The 23,162-nt window shown below is 65.1% G+C and carries 25 protein-coding genes; 2 read left to right on the plus strand and 23 right to left on the minus strand.

All coding sequences use genetic code 11. The annotated features are described in order from the left end of the window. Nucleotide 1: 1 nt before the first annotated feature. From ccmI to ccmA, 9 genes are read right to left on the minus strand one after another with little or no spacing between them, the layout of a single operon-like run. On the minus strand, nt 2–1,186 hold the full coding sequence (gene ccmI, locus V9K84_RS13725; RefSeq protein WP_088515608.1) for a c-type cytochrome biogenesis protein CcmI: 1,185 nt from the start codon (nt 1,184–1,186) through the stop codon (nt 2–4). After that, a complete protein-coding gene (locus tag V9K84_RS13730) occupies nt 1,179–1,655 on the minus strand; it encodes a cytochrome c-type biogenesis protein (protein ID WP_088515607.1) in 477 nt (158 codons plus the stop codon). The genes ccmI and V9K84_RS13730 overlap by 8 nt, the downstream gene beginning before the upstream one ends. Continuing rightward, nucleotides 1,652–2,188, minus strand: a complete 537-nt coding sequence (locus V9K84_RS13735) for a DsbE family thiol:disulfide interchange protein (protein ID WP_043861843.1) — start codon at nt 2,186–2,188, stop codon at nt 1,652–1,654. Before V9K84_RS13735 ends, V9K84_RS13730 begins: the two co-directional genes overlap by 4 nt. Continuing rightward, nucleotides 2,185–4,158, minus strand: a complete 1,974-nt coding sequence (locus tag V9K84_RS13740) for a heme lyase CcmF/NrfE family subunit (protein ID WP_167400228.1) — start codon at nt 4,156–4,158, stop codon at nt 2,185–2,187. The genes V9K84_RS13735 and V9K84_RS13740 overlap by 4 nt, the downstream gene beginning before the upstream one ends. An 11-nt stretch (nt 4,159–4,169) precedes the next feature. Beyond that, nucleotides 4,170–4,625: a cytochrome c maturation protein CcmE gene (gene ccmE, locus V9K84_RS13745; RefSeq protein ID WP_058542048.1), complete on the minus strand. Its 456-nt coding sequence runs from the start codon at nt 4,623–4,625 to the stop codon at nt 4,170–4,172. Next, on the minus strand, nt 4,622–4,798 hold the full coding sequence (gene ccmD / locus V9K84_RS13750; protein ID WP_043861840.1) for a heme exporter protein CcmD: 177 nt from the start codon (nt 4,796–4,798) through the stop codon (nt 4,622–4,624). The genes ccmE and ccmD overlap by 4 nt, the downstream gene beginning before the upstream one ends. Continuing rightward, on the minus strand, nt 4,795–5,571 hold the full coding sequence (locus V9K84_RS13755; protein WP_043861839.1) for a heme ABC transporter permease: 777 nt from the start codon (nt 5,569–5,571) through the stop codon (nt 4,795–4,797). The genes ccmD and V9K84_RS13755 overlap by 4 nt, the downstream gene beginning before the upstream one ends. 43 nt (nt 5,572–5,614) lie before the next feature. Beyond that, nucleotides 5,615–6,283 carry a heme exporter protein CcmB gene (ccmB, locus tag V9K84_RS13760; protein ID WP_043861838.1) on the minus strand — a complete coding sequence of 223 codons (669 nt, stop codon included), beginning with the start codon at nt 6,281–6,283 and terminating at the stop codon, nt 5,615–5,617. Continuing rightward, nucleotides 6,280–6,861, minus strand: a complete 582-nt coding sequence (gene ccmA / locus V9K84_RS13765; protein ID WP_235384254.1) for a cytochrome c biogenesis heme-transporting ATPase CcmA — start codon at nt 6,859–6,861, stop codon at nt 6,280–6,282. Before ccmA ends, ccmB begins: the two co-directional genes overlap by 4 nt. Nucleotides 6,862–7,094: 233 nt before the next feature. Between ccmA and V9K84_RS13770 the strand changes: the two genes are divergently transcribed. Then, a complete protein-coding gene (locus V9K84_RS13770; RefSeq protein ID WP_078480273.1) occupies nt 7,095–8,666 on the plus strand; it encodes a flagellar hook-length control protein FliK in 1,572 nt (523 codons plus the stop codon). Next, complete coding sequence (locus tag V9K84_RS13775; RefSeq protein WP_043861835.1) at nt 8,663–8,998, plus strand: EscU/YscU/HrcU family type III secretion system export apparatus switch protein; 336 nt, start codon at nt 8,663–8,665, stop codon at nt 8,996–8,998. Before V9K84_RS13770 ends, V9K84_RS13775 begins: the two co-directional genes overlap by 4 nt. Before the next feature lie 25 nt (nt 8,999–9,023). Here V9K84_RS13775 and V9K84_RS13780 read toward each other — a convergent pair whose 3' ends face one another. From V9K84_RS13780 to flhA, 14 genes are all read right to left on the minus strand, one after another. Beyond that, complete coding sequence (locus tag V9K84_RS13780) at nt 9,024–9,416, minus strand: DUF2802 domain-containing protein (protein WP_043861834.1); 393 nt, start codon at nt 9,414–9,416, stop codon at nt 9,024–9,026. A 1-nt stretch (nt 9,417) separates the two neighbouring features. Next, on the minus strand, nt 9,418–9,897 hold the full coding sequence (locus V9K84_RS13785) for a chemotaxis protein CheW (RefSeq protein WP_043861833.1): 480 nt from the start codon (nt 9,895–9,897) through the stop codon (nt 9,418–9,420). Between the two features lie 64 nt (nt 9,898–9,961). Further along, nucleotides 9,962–10,855: a chemotaxis protein CheW gene (locus V9K84_RS13790; protein WP_338790618.1), complete on the minus strand. Its 894-nt coding sequence runs from the start codon at nt 10,853–10,855 to the stop codon at nt 9,962–9,964. Next, nucleotides 10,855–11,643: a ParA family protein gene (locus V9K84_RS13795; protein WP_078480275.1), complete on the minus strand. Its 789-nt coding sequence runs from the start codon at nt 11,641–11,643 to the stop codon at nt 10,855–10,857. Before V9K84_RS13795 ends, V9K84_RS13790 begins: the two co-directional genes overlap by 1 nt. Nucleotides 11,644–11,686: 43 nt before the next feature. Continuing rightward, nucleotides 11,687–12,574 carry a flagellar motor protein MotD gene (gene motD / locus V9K84_RS13800; RefSeq protein WP_043861830.1) on the minus strand — a complete coding sequence of 296 codons (888 nt, stop codon included), beginning with the start codon at nt 12,572–12,574 and terminating at the stop codon, nt 11,687–11,689. A 3-nt stretch (nt 12,575–12,577) separates the two neighbouring features. Next, entirely contained in the window at nt 12,578–13,318 is a 741-nt protein-coding gene (locus V9K84_RS13805) for a flagellar motor protein (RefSeq protein WP_043861829.1), read from the minus strand. Further along, on the minus strand, nt 13,318–14,439 hold the full coding sequence (locus V9K84_RS13810) for a chemotaxis response regulator protein-glutamate methylesterase (RefSeq protein ID WP_054915622.1): 1,122 nt from the start codon (nt 14,437–14,439) through the stop codon (nt 13,318–13,320). Before V9K84_RS13810 ends, V9K84_RS13805 begins: the two co-directional genes overlap by 1 nt. A gap of 45 nt (nt 14,440–14,484) precedes the next feature. Then, nucleotides 14,485–16,716 (minus strand): chemotaxis protein CheA, encoded by a 2,232-nt coding sequence (locus tag V9K84_RS13815; protein ID WP_088515605.1) that lies wholly within the window; start codon nt 16,714–16,716, stop codon nt 14,485–14,487. Between the two features lie 12 nt (nt 16,717–16,728). Beyond that, the gene (locus V9K84_RS13820; RefSeq protein ID WP_043861826.1) at nt 16,729–17,517 is read right to left on the minus strand and encodes a protein phosphatase CheZ; all 789 of its coding nucleotides are present in this window, start codon (nt 17,515–17,517) and stop codon (nt 16,729–16,731) included. A gap of 20 nt (nt 17,518–17,537) precedes the next feature. Beyond that, nucleotides 17,538–17,912, minus strand: coding sequence for a chemotaxis response regulator CheY (locus tag V9K84_RS13825; protein ID WP_043861825.1), 375 nt, complete (start codon nt 17,910–17,912; stop codon nt 17,538–17,540). A 104-nt stretch (nt 17,913–18,016) separates the two neighbouring features. Beyond that, a complete protein-coding gene (gene fliA / locus V9K84_RS13830) occupies nt 18,017–18,757 on the minus strand; it encodes an RNA polymerase sigma factor FliA (RefSeq protein WP_338790629.1) in 741 nt (246 codons plus the stop codon). Beyond that, nucleotides 18,754–19,587, minus strand: a complete 834-nt coding sequence (fleN, locus tag V9K84_RS13835; protein WP_054915624.1) for a flagellar synthesis regulator FleN — start codon at nt 19,585–19,587, stop codon at nt 18,754–18,756. The genes fliA and fleN overlap by 4 nt, the downstream gene beginning before the upstream one ends. 119 nt (nt 19,588–19,706) lie before the next feature. Next, nucleotides 19,707–21,017 (minus strand): flagellar biosynthesis protein FlhF, encoded by a 1,311-nt coding sequence (gene flhF / locus V9K84_RS13840; protein WP_043861822.1) that lies wholly within the window; start codon nt 21,015–21,017, stop codon nt 19,707–19,709. Between the two features lie 11 nt (nt 21,018–21,028). Beyond that, nucleotides 21,029–23,158, minus strand: coding sequence for a flagellar biosynthesis protein FlhA (flhA, locus tag V9K84_RS13845; protein WP_043861821.1), 2,130 nt, complete (start codon nt 23,156–23,158; stop codon nt 21,029–21,031). Between the last annotated feature and the right edge of the window lie 4 nt (nt 23,159–23,162).

Raw genomic sequence — 23,162 nt, forward strand, 5'->3', positions numbered from 1 at the left:
TCTACGGGTCCGGGCTGTCGATGGTCAGGTGCTGCGGCGCCTCGGTGCTGCTGGCCAGCGGGCTGCCACGGCCGATCCACTCGCCCTTGGTCGGCTGGCCGGCACGGGAGACGCGCGCAACCAGTTGGACTTCGGGGAAGCTCGACAGTTTCATGTTCGGCATCATCGCATCGCTGTCGCTGAGCTGAACCTCGATCGGCAGGTCGGCCACGGTCACGCGCTTGGCCGCCAGCGGCATCGGCGGCCCGGAACTGGCGCGGGCAAAGATGAACACGCTGTCATCGGGACGCACCTTGTCCTTGAGCGCCGGCGCCAGCTCGACCCGCACCGTCAGGCGTGCGCTGGTGGCCGGCGCCTGGCCCGCGGCCTTGAGCCGTTCGCCAGCACGCTCGATGCCGCCCTGCAGCGCGGCACGCGAGGCATCGCCCTCGGGCAGCTGGGCAATCAGACGGTTCCAGTAGTCGATGGCCTGCTGGTAGCGCCCGTCCTCGAAAGCGGCGATACCCAGCAGCCCCAGGCTGGTGACTTCCGCCGGATCGGCCTTGAGCGCTTCGTCGGTCAACGCCTGCATCTGCGCTGTCCACTGCTTGCCGTTACCGAAGTACAGCGCCTGCGCCCATTGCCCAAGCAGCTCAGGCTGACGCCCGGCCAGGGCGGCAGCGCGCTCGAAGGCCTTGGCGGCATCGGCGGCGCGTTCCTGGGCCATGTAGGCACGGCCCAGCAGGTACAGGCCTTCGGCCGAGTCTGGCTGGGCTTGCACCGCACGCTCCAGGCGCGAAGTCATCTCCTGCACCGACTGCGGCGCCTGGGCGAACTCGCGGGTCAGCTCGACCTTGTCGCTGGCGCCAAAGTGCAGGTACAGCCCGAGGCCCATCACCGGCACCAGCACCGCGGCCAGCAGCGGCAAGGTCTTGCCCAGGCGCGCACTGCGGTCGGGTTCGGCGTTGTCGGTGTCGGCCAGCAATTCGCGGGCGGCCTCGTCGCGGCCACGCTCCAGTTGCTCGGCGGTGAGCACACCGGCCTCGCCCTGGGCCTGCAGTTCGGCCACGCGCTCCTGGTACAGGGCCACGTTCAACGCGGTACGGTCTTCTTCCTGTTGCGCACGACGCACGCGCAACACCGGGATCAGCAGAAAGCTCAGGGCTACCAGTAACAGCAGGCCTGCGGGAAGCCAGAATTCAGTCATGGGTGCGTTCTTTGTCCAGCAGTTTGGCGAGGCGCTCACGCTCCTCGGGGGAAAGGTCGACGGTGCCGCCCGCCGCCTGGGTACGGCGCTTGCGCACGATCAGCGCCAGCATGCCGAAGCCGCCCAGCAGCAGGATGCCCGGGCCGAACCACAGCAGCCAGGTACGCGCCGTCAGGGCCGGCTTGTAGCGCACGAAGTCGCCATAGCGGTCGACCATGAAGTCGATGATCTGCTGGTTGTCCTTGCCTTCGCCGAGCATGCGGAAGATCTCGCGGCGCAGGTCGGCGGCAATCGGTGCGTTGGAGTCGGCGATGTCCTGGTTCTGGCACTTGGGGCAGCGCAGTTCCTTGGTCAGCACGTGGTAACGCTCGCGCTCGGCGTCGTCGGCGAACTGATAGGTGTCGATGGCCGCGTGGGCCACGCCGGCGATGCTCAGGCCCAGCAGCACGCCTGCCAGCCAGCACCTCATTGGCCGGCCTCGTCGAGCAGGCCCTGGTACAGCGGCGCCAGTTGCTCGCGCCACACGGTCTGGTCGACCACGCCGACGAACTTGTGCCGGATGATGCCCTTGGCGTCGATGATGAAGGTCTCCGGCGCGCCGTACACACCCAGGTCCAGGCCGAGGGTGCCGTGCTCGTCACGGATGCCGATCTGGTAGGGGTTGTGGAACTCGGTCAGCCACTTGATCGCAGCCGCGTTCTCGTCCTTGTAGTTGACCCCGTAGATCACCACGCCCTGCTCGGCCAGCTTGTTCAGCACCGGGTGCTCGACCTTGCACGAGGGGCACCAGGTGGCCCACACGTTGACCAGCGCCGGCTTGCCCAGCAGGTCGTCGCGGGTCAGGGTCCGGTCGCCTTCCACGGTCGGCAGCGAGAACGCCGGGAAGGGTTTGCCGATCATCGCCGAGGGCAGCTCGGACGGGTCCAGGTACAGGCCCCGGTACAGAAACACCGCCACCAGCAGAAACACCGCCAGCGGCAGCACCATGATCCAACGCTTCATGCAGTTGCTCCCGACATGCCCAGTACTTCACGTACCCGGCTTTTCACCTTGACCCGATACCGCTTGTCCATCGCCGCCATCAGGCCGCCCAGGCCGGTCAGCAGGCCGCCCAGCCAGATCCAGCGCACGAACGGCTTGACGTGCACGCGCACGGCCCAGGCGCCGTTGTCCAGCGACTCGCCCAGCGCCACGTACAGGTCGCGGGTGAAACCGGCATCGATGCCGGCCTCGGTCATCACCGACTGCTGCACGGTGTACAGGCGTTTTTCCGGGTGCAGCACGCTGATTTCACGACCGTCCCGCAGCACGCGCACGGTGCCCTTGTCGGAGGTGAAGTTCGGTCCTTCGAAATGCTTGGCGCCTTCGAACACGAACTGGTAGCCGCCCAGTTCCATCGACTCGCCCGGCGCCAGGCGCAGGTCGCGCTCGGCGCTGTTGTTGCTCGACAGCACCACGCCCAGGGCGCATACCGCGATGCCCAGGTGCGCCACGTGCATGCCCCAGTAACTGCGGCTCAGGCCGCGCATGCCCTTGAGCAGGCCCTTGTGACGGGTCTTGTCGAGCAGGTCGCGCACGCCGGCCAGCAGGATCCACGCCGCCAGGGCGAAGGTGGTCAGTACCTGCCAGTCGAAGTCGTCCACCAGCAGCCCGCCGATGGGCGCCAGCACCACGCTGCCGATCGCCACCGGGGTGAGCATGCTCACCAGCCATTTCGTCGGGGTGTCCTTCCAGCGCACGATCACGCCGACCGCCATCACCACCATCAGCAGGGCCATCAGCGGGATGAACAGTGCATCGAAGTAAGGCGGCCCCACCGACAGCTTGGCCCCGGTCAGTGCATCGAGCACCAGCGGGTACAGGGTGCCCAGCAGGATCATCGAGGCCGCCACCACCAGCACCAGGTTGTTGGCCAGCAGCAGGGTTTCCCGCGACCACAGAGCGAACCCGACCTGGCTCTTGACCACCGGGGCGCGCAAGGCGAACAGGGTCAGCGAACCGCCGACCACGAACAGCAGGAAGATCAGGATGAACACGCCGCGCTCGGGGTCGGCGGCAAAGGCGTGCACCGAGGTCAGCACGCCGGACCGCACCAGGAAGGTGCCCAGCAGGCTCAGCGAAAACGCAGCGATAGCCAGCAGCACGGTCCAGCTCTTGAACACGCCGCGCTTCTCGGTGACGGCCAGCGAGTGGATCAGTGCGGTGCCCACCAGCCACGGCATGAACGAGGCGTTTTCGACCGGGTCCCAGAACCACCAGCCACCCCAGCCGAGTTCGTAGTAGGCCCACCACGAGCCCAGGGTGATGCCGATGCCCAGGAACGCCCAGGCCACGATGGTCCAGGGCCGTGACCAGCGTGCCCAGGCCGCGTCCAGGCGCCCGCCGAGCAAGGCGGCGATGGCGAAGGCGAAGGCCACCGAGAAGCCCACGTAGCCCATGTAGAGCATCGGCGGGTGCACGATCAGGCCGATGTCCTGCAGTAGGGGGTTGAGGTCGCGACCATCGGCAGGCACCTGCGGCAGCAGGCGCTGGAACGGGTTGGAGGTAACAATCAGAAACGACAGGAAGCCCACGCTGATCATGCCCATCACCGCCAGCACCCGGGCCAGCATCACCTGCGGCAACTGGCGCGAGAAGATCGACACGGCGAAGGTCCAGCCGCCCAGGATCAGCGCCCACAGCAGCAGCGAGCCTTCGTGGGCGCCCCACACGGCGCTGAACTTGTAGTACCAGGGCAAGGCGCTGTTGGAGTTGCTGGCCACATACGCCACCGAGAAGTTGTCGGTCATGAAGGCATGGGTCAGGCAGGCGAAGGCAAACGCCAGGAAGGCGAACTGGCCCCACGCCGCCGGGCGTGCCAGGCTCATCCACAGGCTGTCGCCCCGCCAGGCGCCGAGCAGCGGCACGCTGGCCTGAACGCCGGCAAAACAGATGGCCAGGATCATCGCCAACTGGCCCAGCTCGGGAATCATCAGTGCAGCATTCATGGCTTGGCTCCGCCGTCGGTGGACACCTGGCCGCTTTCCTTCAGGGCCTTGGTGACCTCGGGCGGCATGTATTTTTCGTCGTGCTTGGCCAGCACCTCGTCGGCCACCACCACGCCCTCGGCGTTGAGCTTGCCCAGGGCGACGATGCCCTGCCCTTCACGGAACAGGTCGGGCAGGATGCCGCGGTAGGTGATGGGCACCGACTTGTTGAAGTCGGTGACCACGAAACGTACGTCCAGCGAGTCGCCGGAGCGTTGCAGGGAACCGGCCTCGACCATGCCGCCAGCCCGGATGCGGGTATCGAGCGGGGCTTCGCCGTTGGCGATCTGGGTAGGGGTATAGAACAGGTTGATGTTCTGCTGCAGCGCGCTCAGGGCCAGGCCGACGGCGACGCCGACACCCACCAGCAGGCCGAGGATGATGAACAGACGCTTCTTGCGTTGCGGATTCACTTGGACTTCTCCCGGCGCAGGCGGCGCGCTTCTTCTTGCAGATACCGGCGCTTGCTCAGTACGGGCGCGGCAACATTGATGGCCAGCACCAGCAGGCAGATGCCATAGGCCGACCAGACATAGAGGCCGTGATGGCCCATGGCGAGGAAATCATTGAAGCTGGCAAAACTCATCGTGCGGTCTCCCGCCCCAGGTGGCCCAACACTTCATCCTTGACCCAACTGGCGCGTGCCTCGCGCCGCAGCACTTCAAGGCGCATGCGCAACAGCAGCACCGCCCCGAAGAAGCAATAGAACCCCAGCACGGTCAGCAGCAGCGGCAGCCACATCTCGGCAGGCATCGCCGGCTTTTCGGTGAGGGTGAAGGTGGCGCCCTGGTGCAGGGTGTTCCACCACTCCACCGAGTACTTGATGATCGGAATGTTGATCACGCCGACAATCGCCAGTACCGCGCAGGCCTTGGCCGCGCTCTCACGATTGCTGATCGCCTGGCCCAGGGCAATCAGACCGAAGTACAGAAACAGCAGGATCAGCATCGACGTTAGTCGTGCATCCCAAACCCACCAGCTGCCCCAGGTCGGCTTGCCCCAGATGGCACCGGTGCTCAGGGCCACCACGGTCATCCAGGCGCCGATGGGCGCGGCGCATTGCAGTGCAACGTCGGCGATCTTCATCTTCCAGACCAGGCCGACCACGCCGGCCACCGCCAGCATCACGTAGCACGACTGCGCCAGCATGGCCGCCGGCACGTGGATGTAGATGATTCGGAAACTGTTGCCCTGCTGGTAGTCCTGCGGGGCGAAGGCCAGGCCCCAGACCACGCCCACGGCGATCAGCAGGATGGCGGCGATGCTCAGCCACGGCAGCATGCGGCCGCTGATGGCATAGAACCATTTGGGTGAACCCAGCTTGTGAAACCACGTCCAGCTTATTGCGCTGCTTTTCATCACGGTACATCCAGGGTCTTTGCTGGGCGGGGCCCAGACCTCATTATTCGCCGACGCTGATCTTCAGGCCAGCCGCTATTGCAAAGGGTGCCAGGGTTACTGCAAGGGCGGTCAGGCTGCCAAGCCAGAGCAGGTAACCGGTCGCCGGCATAGCTTGCAGTGCCGCCTGCAAGGCGCCACTGCCCAGGATCAACACCGGGATATATAACGGCAAAATAAGCAGTGCCAGCAGCAGGCCACCGCGCTTCAAACCCACGGTCAAGGCTGCGCCCACTGCACCCAGCAGGCTCAGTACCGGGGTACCGAGCAGCAGCGAGGCCAGCAGTACCGGCAGGCATTGCACCGGCAAACCGAGCATCAGGGCCAGCAGCGGCGACAACAATACCAGTGCCAGACCGGAAAAGGCCCAGTGTGCCAGCACCTTTGCCAATACCAGAAGCGCCAGGGGGTGCGGCGAAAGGACCCACTGCTCGAGGGATCCGTCCTCGAAATCACTGCGAAACAGCCCGTCCAGCGAGAGCAGAACGGATAAAAGGGCGGCCACCCAGACTAACCCAGGGGACAAGTTTTGCAACAATTGCGTCTCCGGCCCGACCGCCAACGGGAACAACGCGATCACGATCGCGAAGAACACCAATGGGTTGGCAAGCTCGGCCGGCCGGCGGCACAGCACCTGCGCTTCTCGGCGCAGCAAATGAACGAACACACTCATGCCGCGTACTGCCCCAGGTTCAGTTCTCGGTAGCCGGACGGCGTCTGCGCCAGCGTGTGGTGGGTGGTCAGCACGACCATGCCGCCGCGCTCGCAATGCGCCGCCAGGTGCGCTTCGAGCTGGGCCACGCCCTGCTTGTCGAGGGCGGTGAAGGGTTCGTCGAGAATCCACAGCGGCGGGCTGTCCAGGTACAGCCGCGCCAGCGCCACGCGGCGCTGCTGGCCGGCCGACAGGGTATGGCAGGCAACATCTTCGAAGCCGCGCAGGCCCACGGCCGCCAGTGCCTGCCAGATCGCCTCGCGGCTGGCAGGCTGATGCAGGGCGCACAGCCAGGCCAGGTTTTCCTCGGCGGTGAGCAGGTCCTTGATGCCGGCCGCATGACCGATCCACAGCAGCATCCTGGCCAGTTCGCTGCCCTGCTCGGCCAAGGGCTTGCCGTCCAGGCGGATTTCACCGCTGGTGGGCCGCATCAACCCGCTGAGCAGGCGCAGCAGGCTGGTCTTGCCGCTGCCATTGGGGCCGCTGATCTGCAGCATGTCACCGGCCGCCAGGTGCAGTTCGAGGTGTTCGAAAAGCATTCGCCAGTCGCGCTCGCAGGCCAGGCCCACAGCTTCGAGTCGAGGGGTCACAGGTTCGCCTTATGGTTCGGTCTCAAGTCGGTCCGGGCCTGGCCGTTATACTGAGCAACAGCTGTACGGCATGGCCGGTCGCATCGGGCACGCCACAGGACGTGCGCACCCGCCAGGAACGGGCGGCATTATACATGGCATGTCCTACTGCAAAGAGGGCTATTTCCACAGGTTGCAACGTGATGACAGGCGAAATCAACAGCCTTGGCCCGCAGGCCCTGGCCAACCCCCAGGCGCGCAGCGCGGCGATGACCGGCGAACTGCTCAAGCTGCTGCAACCCCAGCCTGCCCTGCTCGCCCCGGGCGAGACCGCGCAGGCGCAGGTACTGTCGTTGCGCCAGGTCGGTCAGGACTTCCAGCTGCTGCTGCAACTGACCCAGACCAACGGGCGCCAGACTACCGTGCAGACCAGCGCCAGCCAGCCCCTGCCCCAGGGCAGCGAGCTGACGGTCAGCCAGCCCAATGCCGGCAACCTGAGCATCACCGTGCAGCAGGCCATCGCGCGCAACGTGGCCACCCTCACCCAGCTCGACACCCGCCAGTTGCCGCCGGGCACCCTGCTGCAGGGCAAGGTGCTGACCACCCAGGCGCTGCCCCAGGCCGCCGGGCAGCCGGCCTTGTTCCGCTCGTTGGTGACCCTGCTCAACACCGCCCAGGCCGGCGCCACCCTGAACATCGATAGCCCTCGGCCACTGGCGCTGGGCAGCCTGCTCAGCGCACGGGTACAGGGTGAACAGTCGATCAGCTTCGTGCCCCTGAGCGGGCGCCAGGAACAACTGGCGATCACCCAGCACCTGAGCGCGCAGCTGAGCCGCCAGGCCTCGCTGCCGGGCCTGCTCGCCAGCCTGCAACAGATGAGCGCCGAGCAGCGCCTGCCGGCCGATGTGCGGGCCAGCGTGAGCACCCTGCTGGCCAGCCTGCCGGACATGGAACAGCTCGGCACGGCCAAGGGCCTGGCCCAGGCCCTGAACAACAGCGGCGCGTTTCTGGAAGCCAAGCTGCTGGCTGGCGCCCCCGCCGCCCTCGCCCCCGACCTCAAGGCCCAGGTGATCCGGCTGGTGGCGCAGTTGCTGCCCGGCCTCCCCGGCAGCACCCAGTTCAACCCGGCCGTGGCCGCCAGCACCCTGGCCCAGGTGCTGCCGGGTATGGTGCGCAACGCCCTGGGCATGCTCGGCCAGGTAAGCCCGCGCCCGGCCCCGGGAAGCTTTCCGCTGCCCTCGCGGCTGCTGCAAAGTGGCGACGAGGAAGGCGACCTGGAACACCTGCTGCGCCTGGCAGCGGCAGCCATTTCACGCCTGCAGAGCCACCAGCTCGCTGGTCTGGAGCAAACCCGCACCACCGCCGACGGCAACCTGCAGACCACCTGGCAACTGGAGATACCGGTGCGCAACGGTCAGGAGTTCATGCCGCTGCAAGTGAAGCTGCAGCGCGAGGAAACCCCCGAGCAGCAGGCCGACCCGGAACGCGAACAGCGCGACCCGCTGGAGATGCTCTGGCGCGTGGAGCTGGCATTCGACCTCAGCCCGCTGGGGCCCTTGCAGGTACAGGCGCAGATCAGCCAGGGCAACCTGTCCAGCCAGCTGTGGGCGGAGCTGCCGAGCACCGCGCAACTGATCGACAGCCAGCTCGGCAAGCTGCGCGCGCGGTTGGTGGAGCGCGGGCTCAACGTCGGTGAACTGCTGTGCCATCACGGTACGCCGCCACAGGGGCCGCGTACGCATCTGGAACAACGCTGGGTGGATGAAAACGCATGAGCCAGACCCCGCCACGTCAGGCCATTGCCCTGACCTACGACGGCCAGCAGGCCCCGACCTTGAGCGCCAAGGGCGACGACGAGCTGGCCGAGGCGATCCTGGCCATTGCCCGCGAACACGAAGTGCCGATCTACGAGAATGCCGAGCTGGTACGCCTGCTGGCGCGCATGGAGCTGGGCGATCAGATCCCGGAGGCGCTGTACCTGACCATCGCCGAGATCATCGCCTTCGCCTGGCAGCTCAAGGGCCAGGTGCCGGAGGGGTTCGTGGACAACGCCCCGCAGGAGCGCGACATTACCCCGAACCTGTACAGCCTGCCTGCGCCGGACTGACGCCGCGCAGGCCGGGTGCCTTGCATCAGCTGCGGTGCAGCTTGCTCATCAGCTCGGCTTCGGCCTGGGTCAGGCCGCAGGACTGGGTCAGCTCGTCGACGCTGGCGCCCATGCCCACCAGCCGCGCCGCCTGGGCGAACGACAGGCTGTTGGGGTCGCGCTGCTCCAGTTGCATCAGCTTGTCCGGCAACGGCGCCACCACGGCGCGCAGCTCGTGCAACGCGTCGCCCATGCGCACCGTACCGTTCTGATAATCGTCCACACGCTTGGCCAGGTCCTTGATGCGCTGGTCACGCAGCGCATCGCCCTGGGCCTGCTGCGAGGCCAGCTCGCGCTGGCGCTTGCTGTAGCCGTAGAACAGCCACAGGCTGAGGATCCAGACCAGCGCCAGAAATATGACAGCACCCTCGAGAATCAACTCAGATATTCTCCAGCTCGGACCACTCTTCCTCGGTCATCATCTTGTCCAGCTCGACCAGGATCAGCAGTTCGTTGTTCTTGTTGCACACGCCCTGGATGAACTTGGCCGATTCCTCGTTGCCGACATTCGGCGCGGTCTCGATCTCCGACTGACGCAGGTACACGACCTCGGCCACGCTATCGACCAGGATGCCGACCACCTGCTTGTCCGCCTCGATGATCACGATACGGCTGTTGTCGGAGATTTCGGCAGACATCAGGCCGAAGCGCTGGCGCGTGTCGATCACGGTCACCACATTGCCGCGCAGGTTGATGATGCCCAGCACATAGCTCGGCGCGCCCGGCACCGGAGCGATTTCGGTGTAGCGCAGCACTTCCTGGACCTGCATCACGTTGATGCCGTAGGACTCGTTGTCCAGCTTGAACGTTACCCACTGCAGAATCGGATCGTCGGAACCCTGCGCAGTCATGTTTTTCATTCCCCTAACCCTCAAAAGCCGTTCTCGGCGGTGTACTCAGTGCGGTCGCGGCAGTTGCGACCGATTATTTATGCGTACCGTGCATCTGCTTGACGGCGCCGCTGGCGATCAGCTCGGCCAGCTCGGCGACATCCAGCAGCGCGCACATGTGTTCGATGACGGTACCGGCAAGCCACGGACGCTGCCCACGCTGGCTGCGCCACTTGATCTCGCTCGGGTCCAGGCGCAGCGAGCGGCTGACCTGATGCACCGCCAGCCCCCACTCGTAGCCCTGTACCGAAATAACGTATTGCAGCCCCTGGCGGAAGTCGTCGCGGTAGCGGTCGGACATGACCCAGCGCGCCGTGTCGAGCACCTTCAGGTTGCCCGCCTGGCTGGGCAGGATGCCCAGGAACCACTCGGGCTGGCCGAACAGCGGCGTGAGCTCCTGGCCGGCCAGCGAGTAGATCGAGCCCAGGCACACCAGCGGCACCGCCAGGGTCAGCCCGGCCACGTCGAACAGCAGGCATTCGAACGGCTCGGCGGCCCAGGCCGGGCGACCGTCGCCCGTCAACGGCGGCACCGGCTGGTCCGGTGCTGCGGGCAGGTGCACCTGCACCAGCGGCTCGACCGGGGTCGGCACGTCGGCGATGACTGGGGCGACCACCGGGGCCGCCTCCACCACCTTGGCCACCACCGGTGGCGCCATCACCGGCATGACCAGCCGCGTCGGTTCGGCGAATACCGGCGCTGCGGTCTTGAGCCGGGCGTCACGGGCCTGTTCTTCGAGCACTGCTGCCTGGAACTCGTCGATCGCTTCAGGCGCCGTGACGACCACCGGGGCCGGGGCCACTGCGACGCGTTCGGCCACCGCCAGGGGCAATGGCTGCAGCTCTTCGGTGGCCTCCTGCAACAGGCCGTCCAGGTACGACTGCAAGGCCAGTTGAGGCTTTATGGTGACCTGCTGCGGGCTGTTCATCAGGCCACCTGCGCAACGGCATTCTGCGCCAGCAGATGCTTGAGCAATGCCCGGTAGGCAATCACGCCACGGCTCCTGCCATCGAACTGCGACGGCGTGAGCCCGGCACGGCTGGCGTCGCGCAGGCGCGTATCGACCGGAATGTAGCCCTGCCAGATGGTGTCGGGATAAGCGTCGCGCAGCACCCGCAGGGTGCCCATCGAGGCCTGGGTACGGCGGTCGAACAGGGTCGGCACGATGTGGTACGGCAAGGCCTGCTTGCGCGAGCGATTGACCATGCTCAGCGTGCTGACCATGCGTTCGAGGCCTTTCACCGCCAGGTATTCGGTCTGCACCGGGATCACCAGTTGCTGGCTGGCTGCCAGCGCATTGACCATCAGAACGCCCAGCAACGGCGGGCTGTCGATGATCGCGTAGTCGAAATCCTGCCACAGCTGCGCCAGACTCTTGGCGATCACCAGGCCCAGGCCACTCTGGCCCGGTGACTGACGCTCGAGCACCGCCAGGGCGGTGCTGGAAGGCAGCAGCGAGATGCGCTCGTCGCTGGTGGGCAGCAACAGCTGGCCCGGCAGCCCTTCGGGCACCGTGCCCTTGTGCAGGAACAGGTCGTAGCTGCTGTGCTCGAGGGTGTCCGGGTTGTGACCGAAGTAGCTGGTCATGGACCCGTGCGGGTCGAGGTCGACCACGACCACGCGCTTGCCCGCCTCGGCCAGCAGGCCGGCCAGGGCGATGGATGTGGTGGTCTTGCCGACACCACCTTTTTGATTGGCTACTGCCCAGACTCTCATTGCGCTGCTTCCTCCCGGTCGGGTCGGACCCTGCCGGGATCGATTAAAGGGTCGACGACGGGGAATTGACGGGATTGCGCCCGGCCGTCGGTGCTACGGCTGGCGGTGCAGTTTGTGTGCCAGCACGCTTGAGCGCCGCATCGGGTGTGGCATTGGCGCTGCCGGTACCGGTCAGGCTGCGGCGCACCTCCAGATTGCGCGAGATCACCAGCACCACCCTGCGGTTCTGCGCGCGCCCTTCAGGGCTGGCATTGCTGGCGATGGGCTGGAACTCGCCGTACCCCACAGAAGCCATGCGTGCCGGGTTGACCCCTTCCATCGCCAGCAGGCGCACGATGCTCGCCGCCCGTGCCGACGAAAGCTCCCAGTTGGTCGGGTACTGCGCCGTGCGGATCGGCTGGTCATCGGTGAAGCCTTCGACGTGCACCGGGTTGGCGAACGGCTTGATGATGTGCGCCACCTTGTCGATGATGTCGAACGCCTTGTCGCTGGGCATGGCATCGCCACTGCCGAACAACAGGGAGGAATTGAGCTCGATCTCGATCCACAGTTCGTTGCCGCGCACGGTCATCTGGTCGGACTTGATCAGGTCGCCAAAGGCATCGCGCACATCGTCGGCAATGGTCTGCAGCGGGTCGCTGGAGCTTTGCCCCAGGCCCGCATCGACCTGCTCGCTGTCCTTGATCAGCGGTTCGGCCGGCTTGACGCTGAGGGGGCGCTCGTCGCCTATCGGAATCGGCTTCATGCTGCGCTCGGGGTCGTTGAACACGCCGATCAGCGCCTGCGAGATGACCTTGTACTTGCCCTCGTTGATCGAGGAAATCGAATACATGACCACGAAGAAGGCGAACAGCAAGGTGATGAAGTCGGCATACGACACCAGCCAGCGTTCGTGGTTTTCATGTTCCTCGGGTTGACGACGACGGGCCATGGCTTACTCCATGAAGCCCTGAAGCTTCAGTTCGATTGAACGTGGGTTCTCGCCTTCGGCAATCGACAGCAAGCCTTCCAGGAGCATTTCGCGATAGCGCGACTGGCGCATGGCCAGGGCCTTGAGCTTGTTGGCGATCGGCAACAGGATCAGGTTGGCACTGGCCACGCCGTAGATGGTGGCCACGAACGCCACGGCGATACCGCTGCCCAGCTGGGTCGGGTCGGCCAGGTTGCCCATCACGTGGATCAGGCCCATCACCGCGCCGATGATGCCGATGGTCGGCGCATAGCCGCCCATGCTCTCGAACACCTTGGCGGCCTGGATGTCACGGCTTTCCTGGGTGTAGAAATCCACCTCGAGGATGCTGCGGATGGCTTCGGGCTCGGCGCCGTCGACCAGCAGCTGCAGGCCCTTGCGGGCATACGGGTCGGGCTCGGCATCGGCCACGCCCTCAAGGCCCAGCAGGCCTTCCTTGCGTGCGGTGAGGCTCCAGTTGACCACCCGGTCGATACCGCCGGCCAGGTCGACCCGCGGCGGGAAGAGGATCCAGCGCACAATCTGCAGGGCGCGCTTGAACGCGCTCATGGGGGCCTGCAGCAGCGAGGCCGCCAGCGTCCCGCCGATCACGATCAGCGCCGCCGGGCCATTGATCAGCGCCGACAGATGGCCGCCTTCGAGGTAGTTGCCGCCAACGATGGCGACGAACGCCAGGATGATCCCGATAAGGCTCAACACGTCCATCAGATGCACGCCTCTACCAGGTGCCGGCCGATCTCGTCCAGGCCGTACACCGCATCGGCCAGGTTGGCCTTGGCAATGGCCATGGGCATGCCATAGATCACGCAGCTGGCTTCGTCCTGGGCCCACACCTGGCTGCCGCCCTGCTTGAGCAGGCGCGCGCCTTCGCGGCCATCGGCGCCCATGCCGGTCAGCACCACGGCCAGCACCTTGTCGCCATACGACTTGGCCGCCGAACCGAAGGTGATGTCCACGCAGGGCTTGTAGTTGAGGCGTTCGTCACCCGGCAGGATCTTCACCGTGCCGCGCCCGTCGACCATCATCTGCTTGCCGCCCGGTGCCAGCAGGGCCAGGCCGGGGCGCAGCACGTCGCCGTCCTCGGCTTCCTTGACGCTGATGCGGCACAGCTTGTCCAGGCGCTCGGCGAAGGCCTTGGTGAAGGCCGCCGGCATGTGCTGGATCAGCACGATCGGCGCCGGGAAGTTGGCCGGCAGCTGGGTCAGCACGCGCTGCAGCGCCACCGGACCACCGGTGGAGGTACCGATGGCCAGCAGCTTGTAGGCCTTGCGCTTGGGCGCCGGCGAGCTGGGTGCAGCGGCCCGCGCAGGGGCTTGCGGGGCAACCGGGGCGGCGCGCATGGACGCTGCCGGGACGCTGCTGCCGGCGCTGTGCGACGGTGCAGGCGCTGCGGCCGGTGCCGGGCTGGCATAGCTGCTGAAACGACGGTTGCTGCGCGAAATGGTATGCACCTTTTCGCACAGCATCTGCTTGACCTTCTCGGGGTTGCGCGAGATGTCCTCGAAATTTTTCGGCAGGTAGTCCACCGCACCGGCGTCCAGTGCATCGAGGGTGACGCGGGCGCCTTCGTGGGTGAGCGAGGAGAACATCAGTACAGGCGTGGGGCAGCGCTGCATGATATGACGCACGGCGGTGATGCCATCCATCATGGGCATTTCATAGTCCATGGTGATGACGTCGGGCTTGAGCGACAGCGCCTGATCGATCGCTTCCTTGCCGTTGGTCGCGGTACCGACCACCTGGATAGTCGGGTCCGCTGAAAGAATTTCCGAGACACGGCGGCGGAAAAAACCGGAATCATCCACCACCAGGACCTTGACTACCATAAACACTCCATTACGGGGCGCGGCCACCTGGCCACGCCACCGGGATCAGATACGCCGAGCGGCGTAACGCTTGAGCATGCTCGGCACGTCGAGGATCAGCGCAATGCGCCCGTCACCGGTAATGGTGGCGCCCGACATGCCCGGGGTGCCCTGCAGCATCTTGCCCAACGGCTTGATGACCACCTCTTCCTGGCCCACCAGCTGGTCGACCACGAAGCCGATGCGCTGGGTACCCACCGACAGGATCACCACGTGGCCTTCACGCTGCTCCTCGTGGGCTGCCGAGCTGACCAGCCAGCGCTTGAGGTAGAACAGCGGCAAGGCCTTGTCACGCACGATCACCACTTCCTGGCCGTCGACCACGTTGGTGCGCGACAGGTCCAGGTGGAAAATCTCGTTGACGTTCACCAGCGGGAAGGCGAAGGCCTGGTTGCCGAGCATCACCATCAGGGTCGGCATGATCGCCAGGGTCAGCGGCACCTTGATGACGATCTTCGAGCCCTGGCCCTTGGTCGAGTAGATGTTGATCGAGCCGTTGAGCTGGGAAATCTTGGTCTTGACCACGTCCATGCCCACGCCGCGACCGGACACGTCGGAGATCTCGGTCTTGGTCGAGAAGCCCGGGGCGAAGATCAGGTTGTAGCAGTCGCTTTCGCTGAGGCGATCGGCGGCGTCCTTGTCCATCACCCCGCGCTTGACCGCAATGGCGCGCAGGACATTAGCATCCATGCCCTTGCCGTCATCGGAGATCGACAGCAGGATGTGGTCGCCTTCCTGTTCGGCAGCGAGGATCACCTTGCCATTGCGCGACTTGCCGGCGGCTTCGCGCTCTTCCGGGGTTTCCACGCCATGGTCGACGGCGTTGCGCACCAAGTGCACCAGCGGGTCGGCCAGGGCCTCGACGAGGTTCTTGTCCAGGTCGGTCTCTTCGCCGACCAGCTCCAGGTTGATCTCTTTCTTGAGCTGGCGGGCCAGGTCGCGAACCAGACGCGGGAAGCGCCCGAAGACCTTCTTGATCGGCTGCATGCGGGTCTTCATCACCGCGGTCTGCAGGTCGGCGGTCACCACGTCCAGGTTCGAGACGGCCTTGGACATGGCTTCATCGCCGCTGTTCAGGCCCAGGCGCACCAGGCGGTTACGCACCAGCACCAGTTCGCCGACCATGTTCATGATCTCGTCCAGGCGCGCGGTGTCGACCCGCACGGTGGTCTCGGCCTCGCTGGCCGGATGCTTGTCGGCAGCGGGAGCCGCCTGACGGGCCGGCGCGGGGGCGGGTGCCTTGGCCGGTGCCGGTGCAGCGGCTGCCGCTGCGGGCTTGGCCGCCGGCTTGGCCGCAACCGTCGCCGCAGCAGCAGGCGCGCTGGCAGCGCCAGCGCCGCTGACGGCGTCGGGCGCGAACTTGCCCTTGCCGTGCAACTCGTCGAGCAGGGCCTCGAATTCGTGTTCGGAAATATGGTCACCCGCCGCTGCGGGTGCGGCAGCGGCCGGTGCGGCGGCCGCTACAGCGCCGGGCAGTGCATCGGCGGCAAAGGTGCCCTTGCCGTGCAACTGGTCCAGCAGTGCTTCGAATTCATCGTCGGTGATGTCACCGCTGGGCGCCGCGTCCGCGCCAGGTGCAGCAGCAGATGCCGCCGCCACGCTGTCGGGGGCGAACTGGCCCTTGCCATGCAACTGGTCCAGCAACGACTCGAACTCGGCGTCGGTGATTTCATCGCTGGCAGCGTCCACGGCCACCGGCTCGGGCGCCTCGGCCTGGGCCTTGGCGGCATTGAGCGAGTCGAGCAACTGCTCGAACTCGCTGTCGGTGATATCACCCCCGCTCGCCTCGGCCTCAGGCTCCGGCTCGGCAACCGCCGCCACCGGCGCAGGCGCCGCCGCTTCGGCACCGGCAGGTTCGGCCAGGCGCGCCAGGGCGGCCAGCAGTTCCGGAGTGGCTGCGGTGATGTCGGTGCGCTCGCGCACCTGGCCGAACATGCTGTTGACGGTGTCCAGGGCTTCCAGGACCACGTCCATCAGTTCGGCGTCCACACGTCGTTCACCCTTGCGCAGGATGTCGAAAACGTTTTCGGCGATGTGGCAGCACTCCACCAGCTCATTGAGCTGGAGGAAGCCGGCGCCCCCTTTTACAGTGTGAAAACCGCGAAAAATTGCATTGAGCAGGTCGGCATCATCCGGGCGGCTTTCCAGCTCGACCAGTTGCTCGGACAGTTGCTCAAGAATTTCGCCGGCTTCTACCAGAAAATCCTGGAGGATTTCTTCATCGGCGCCGAAGCTCATTAAACGTGCTCCCTAAAAACCCAGGCTGGACAGCAGATCGTCGACATCGTCCTGACCGGACACAACGTCTTCACGTTTATCGGCATGAATCTGTGGTCCTTCACCCCGAGTCGGATGTTTTTCTTGATCTTTTTCGGCACGCAGCTGGTCGTGGTCATGCTCGATGCCGGCGAACCGGTCGACCTGACTCGCCATCAACACGAGCTTCAGAAGATTGCTTTCTACTTCGGTGACCAGTGCCGTGACGCGCTTGATCACCTGGCCGGTCAGGTCTTGATAGTCCTGAGCCAGAAGAATGTCGTTGAGATGGCCGGCGACCTTGCGGTTGCCCTCGGCGCTGTGCGTCAGGAAACTGTCGACGCGCTTGACCAGCTCGCGAAACTCCGGAGCCTCGACTTCGCGGCGCATGAAGCGCTGCCAGTCGCCGCTCAGGCTGGCCGCCTCGGCACTGAGGTCATTGAGTACCGGCGTGCTTGCCTCCACCAGGTCCATGGTGCGGTTGGCAGCGCCCTCGGTCAGCTTGACCACGTACGACAGGCGTTCGGTGGCGTCGGTAATCTGCGAGACTTCCTCGGCCTGCGGCATGTGCGGATCGATCTGGAAACTGACGATCGCACTGTGCAGCTCGCGGGTAAGCTTGCCGACTTCCTGGTACAGGCCAAGGTCACGGGTCTGGTTCAGCTGATGGATCAGTTGCACCGCGTCGCCGAACCTGCCTTTTTCAAGGCTGCTGACCAGCTCCTGGGCATGTTTCTTCAGAGTCGACTCGAAGTCGTCCAAAGATGATCTTTTTTGCTCCATAAGCGCCCCCGTGGCGTACCTCAGCTATTGACGCGCTCGAAGATCTTTTCGATCTTTTCTTTCAGCACCTGGGCGGTGAACGGTTTGACCACATAGCCGTTGACGCCCGCCTGGGCGGCTTCGATGATCTGTTCGCGTTTGGCTTCGGCCGTCACCATCAGCACCGGCAGGTGCTTGAGGCGTTCATCCAGACGTACCTTGCGCAGCAGGTCGATACCGGACATGCCGGGCATGTTCCAGTCGGTCACCAGGAAATCGAAGTGACCGCTTTCGAGCATCGGCAACGCGGTGTTGCCGTCGTCGGCTTCCTGGGTATTGGTGAAGCCCAGGTCACGCAACAGGTTCTTGATGATCCGCCGCATCGTCGAAAAATCGTCGACGATGAGGATTTTCATGTCTTTGTTCAATTAGACCTCCAAGCAGTCTTTAACGCGCTCAGCGCTGAACGCGCATTCAATCAATTCGGGCACTACATTTCACGACTGTATGGAACGGCTGCTCAACGCGCCCGCCATTCCCCCAGGCGACCGCGCAAGCGTGCGGCGCACTGGCTGTGCAACTGGCTGACACGCGACTCGCTGACCCCCAGCACCTCGCCGATTTCCTTGAGGTTCAGCTCTTCGTCGTAGTACAGCGCCAGCACCAGGCGCTCGCGCTCGGGCAGGTTGGCGATTGCATCCGCCAGGGCTGCCTGAAAGCGCTCGTCTTCCAGATCGCGCGATGGCTCGAGCTGGGCACTGGCGCCGTCCTCGTGCAGGCCTTCATGTTCGCCGTCCTGCAACAGGTCGTCGAAACTGAACAGGCGACTGCCCAAGGTATCGTTCAAAATCCCGTAATAATCATCGAGACTCAATTGAAGTTCGGCAGCAACCTCGTGATCTTTAGCATCACGACCGGTTTTTGCTCCAATTGCACGAATCGCGTCACTCACCATGCGGGTATTGCGGTGTACCGAACGCGGCGCCCAATCCCCCTTGCGCACCTCGTCGAGCATGGCCCCACGGATGCGGATACCGGCATAGGTCTCGAAACTGGCACCCTTGCTGGAGTCGTACTTGTTGGAGACCTCGAGCAGGCCGATCATGCCGGCCTGGATCAGGTCTTCCACCTGCACACTGGCTGGCAGACGCGCCAGCAGGTGATAGGCAATGCGCTTGACCAAGGGTGCGTACCGCTCGATCAGCTCGTACTGGGCATCACGCGAAGCCTTGCTGTACATCCGATAGCCGCTTGCACTCATAGCACTGGTCCCGCACTGGTCGGTTGCACCAGCCGTTCGACGAAGAACTCCAGATGACCACGCGGGTTGGCAGGCAACGGCCAGCTATCGACCTTCTGAGCAATGGCCTTGAAGGCCAGCGCGCACTTGGAACGCGGAAAGGCTTCGTAGACTGCTCGCTGCTTCTGCACTGCCTTGCGGACACATTCGTCGTAGGGCACAGCACCGACGTATTGTAAGGCGACATCCAGGAAGCGATCCGTGACCTTGGTCAATTTGGCGAACAGATTGCGACCTTCCTGAGGGCTTTGTGCCATGTTGGCCAGCACCCGGAAACGGTTCATGCCGTAATCGCGGTTCAGCAGCTTGATCAGGGCATAGGCGTCAGTGATGGACGTGGGCTCGTCGCACACCACCAGCAGCACTTCCTGGGCCGCGCGCACGAAGCTGACGACCGAATCACCGATGCCGGCCGCGGTGTCGATGACCAGCACGTCGAGGTTGTCGCCGATCTCGCTGAACGCCTGGATCAGCCCGGCATGCTGGGCCGGCGCCAGGTGCACCATGCTCTGGGTGCCGGAGGCCGCAGGCACGATGCGTACCCCGCCAGGCCCCGGCAGCAGCACGTCGCGCAGCTCGCAGCGGCCCTCGATGACATCGGCCAGTGTGCGTTTGGGGGTCAGGCCGAGCAAGACGTCGACGTTGGCCAGGCCCAGGTCGGCGTCCAGCAGCATGACCCGACGGCCAAGCTCAGCCAGCGCCAATGACAAGTTCACTGACACGTTGGTCTTGCCGACGCCACCTTTGCCGCCTGTCACGGCGATCACCTGTACGGGATGCATGCTGCCCATGTTTGTTCTTTACCTTGTCTTACTTAGACCGAGGCCACATGACTGGCTGCGCTTTCAACACCTGAAAAATGCCTGGCAGACCATTGATGTAGGTACTTTGCAACGTATACACATTTACCTCAGCCGACACGCTTGCCGTCGCTGTGGTACAGATCGGCGAACATGTCGGCCATGGCCTCTTCGCTGGGATCGTCCTGCATTTGTACACTGACCGCGCGACTGACCAGATGGTGCCGGCGCGGCAAGTGCAGATCGTCCGGAATGCGCGGCCCATCGGTCAGATAGGCCACCGGCAACTCATGCGTGATGGCCAGGCTCAGCACCTCGCCCAGGCACGCCGTTTCGTCGAGCTTGGTCAGGATGCAACCGGCCAGCCCGCAGCGCTTGTAGCTGTGGTAGGCAGCGGTCAGCACCTGCTTCTGGCTGGTGGTGGCCAGCACCAGGTAATTCTTGGCCTGGATGCCGCGCCCGGCCAGGGTTTCGAGCTGCATGCGCAGTGCCGGGTCGCTGGCCTGCAGGCCGGCGGTATCGATCAGCACCACGCGTTTGCGCAGCAGAGGGTCCAGGGCCTGGGCCAGCGACTGGCCGGGGTCGACGTGGGTCACCGACACATTCAGGATGCGCCCCAGGGTCTTGAGTTGTTCCTGGGCGCCGATGCGAAAGCTGTCCATGCTCACCAGCGCGATGTTCTGCGCGCCGTACTTGAGCACATAGCGCGCCGCCAGCTTGGCCAGGGTGGTGGTCTTGCCCATGCCGGCCGGGCCGACCATGGCGATCACGCCGCCCTCTTCGATCGGCTCGATTTCCGGCACCTGGATCATGCGGGCCAGGTGCGCCAGCAGCATGCGCCAGGCCTGGCGGGGCTCTTCGATGTCGGCAGTGATGTCCAGCACCTCGCGGGCCAGCGGCCCGGCGATGCCGATACGCTGCAGACGGCGCCAGAGGTTGGCCTGGTGCGGCTTGCTGCCCTGCAGCTGGGTCCAGGCCAGCGAGCCGAGCTGCACTTCGAGCAGCTCGCGCAGGCCCGAGAGCTCCGAACGCATGGAATCGAACAGACGCTGATCGACCGGCGCCGGGGCTGCTGCCTGAGGCCGCACGGGGGCCTCGACCTGCGGCTCTACCAGCGGCTCGGAGGCGGTCAGCGGCAGGCCGGCGAACAACTGGCGGTTGCCCTCCTCGCCTTCGACCCGGCTGCTGAGCTCGGCCTGCGCGGTGACGATGCGCGACTGGGTCTTGCGCAGTTCGTCCTCGAGCTCGACGTTCGGCACCCGCGGCGCAAGCGCGGACAGCTTGTAGTCCAGCGCCGCCGTCAGCTCGACACCGCCAGCAATCCGTCGGTTGCCGATGATGGCGGCCTCTGCCCCCAGCTCATCACGAACCAGCTTCATGGCCTGACGCATATCAGCGGCGAAAAAACGCTTAACTTGCATATCCCACTACCTCAGCCGTTGGGGCCTACTGTGGCAACGATGGTAACTTGCTTGTTGTCAGGTATTTCCTGATACGCCAAAACATGCAAATTCGGTACAGCCAGGCGGCCAAAACGCGACAGCATCTGTCGAACGGGTCCTGCGACCAGCAGGATTGCAGGTTGCCCTTGCATCTCCTGACGCTGGGCGGCCTCGATCAACGAACGCTGAAGCTTTTCGGCCATGCTCGGCTCAAGAAGAACACCATCTTCCTGACCCTGCCCGGCCCTTTGCAAACTATTGAGCAAAATCTGTTCCAACCTTGGCTCAAGCGTGATCACAGGCAGCTCGGACTCAGTTCCTACAATGCTTTGCACGATTGCGCGGCTCAATCCTACGCGCACCGAAGCCACCAGCGCGGCGGTATCTTGACTCTTGGCGGCATTGTTGGCGATGGCTTCGGCAATGGTGCGGATGTCGCGCACCGGCACCTGCTCGGCCAGCAACGCCTGCAGCACCTTGAGCAGACCGGACAGCGGCAGCACCCCCGGTACCAGTTCCTCGGCCAGCTTGGGCGAGCCCTTGGCCAGGACCTGCAGCAGTTGCTGTACCTCTTCGTGACCGATCAGCTCGTGGCAATGCTTGTAGAGGATCTGGTTGAGGTGGGTGGCGACCACGGTGCTCGCGTCCACCACGGTGTAGCCCAGCGATTGCGCCTGGCTGCGCTGGGCCACATCGATCCACACTGCCTCCAGGCCGAAGGCCGGGTCCCTGGCGGCGATGCCGTTGAGGTTGCCGAACACCTGCCCCGGGTTGATCGCCAGTTCGCGGTCGGGGTAGATCTCGGCCTCGGCCAGGATCACCCCCATCAGCGTCAGGCGGTAGGCGCTGGGGGCCAGGTCGAGGTTGTCGCGGATGTGCACGGTGGGCATCAGGAAGCCCAGGTCCTGGGACAGCTTCTTGCGTACCCCCTTGATCCGCGCCAGCAACTGCCCCCCCTGGTTGCGGTCCACCAGCGGGATCAGCCGGTAGCCGACTTCCAGGCCGATCATGTCGATCGGGGTAACGTCGTCCCAGCCCAGCTCCTTGGTTTCCTGAGCACGCTGCGGCGACGGCAGCAGGTCCTGCTGGCGCTGCACTTCCTGCTGTGCCTTGACCTTGGCCTGGTTCTGCTTGCGCCACACCAGGTAAGCGCCGCCTGCGGCCATCAGGCCGAGGCTGAGGAATGCCACGTGCGGCATGCCCGGCACCAGCCCCATGACGATCATCAGGCCGCCGGACACGGCCAGCGCCTTGGGCGAATCGAACATCTGCCGGTTGATCTGCTTGCCCATTTCCTCGGAGCCCGAGGCACGGGTAACCATGATCGCGGCGGCGGTGGACAGCAGCAGCGAAGGCAGCTGCGCCACCAAACCGTCACCGATGGTGAGCAGCGCATACACGCGACCGGCGTCGCCGAAGGTCATGCCGTGCTGGAAGATACCCACGGCCATGCCGCCGATCAGGTTGATGAACAGGATCAGCAGGCCGGCGATGGCGTCACCGCGCACGAACTTGCTGGCACCGTCCATCGAACCGTAGAACTCGGCCTCCTGGGCCACTTCGGTACGCCGTGCCTTGGCCTGGGCCTGGTCGATCAGGCCGGCGTTGAGGTCGGCGTCGATGGCCATCTGCTTGCCGGGCATGGCGTCGAGGGTGAAGCGCGCGCTCACCTCGGAAATGCGCCCCGCACCCTTGGTCACCACCACGAAGTTGATGATCATGAGGATCGCGAACACCACGATACCGACCACGTAGTTGCCGCCGATCACCACCTCGCCGAAGGCCTGGATCACCTTGCCCGCGGCTTCGTGGCCGTCGTGGCCGTGGAGCATCACCACCCGCGTGGACGCCACGTTCAGCGCCAGGCGCAGCAGCGTGGCCACCAGCAGGATGGTCGGAAACACGGCGAAATCCAGCGGGCGCAAGGCGTACACGCACACCAGCAGCACGACGATGGACAGGGCGATGTTGAAGGTGAAGAACACGTCGAGCAGGAACGGCGGGATCGGCAACATCATCATTGCCAACATCACCAGCAGCAACAGCGGCACCCCCAGGTTGCCCCGGCCGAGCCCGGACAGGTTGCTACGGGCGCTGTTGATTAACTGAGAGCGATCCACCGAT

It is taken from the genome of Pseudomonas sp. AE27, assembly GCF_037113495.1.
Classification (GTDB): Bacteria; Pseudomonadota; Gammaproteobacteria; order Pseudomonadales; family Pseudomonadaceae; genus Aquipseudomonas; species Aquipseudomonas palmensis.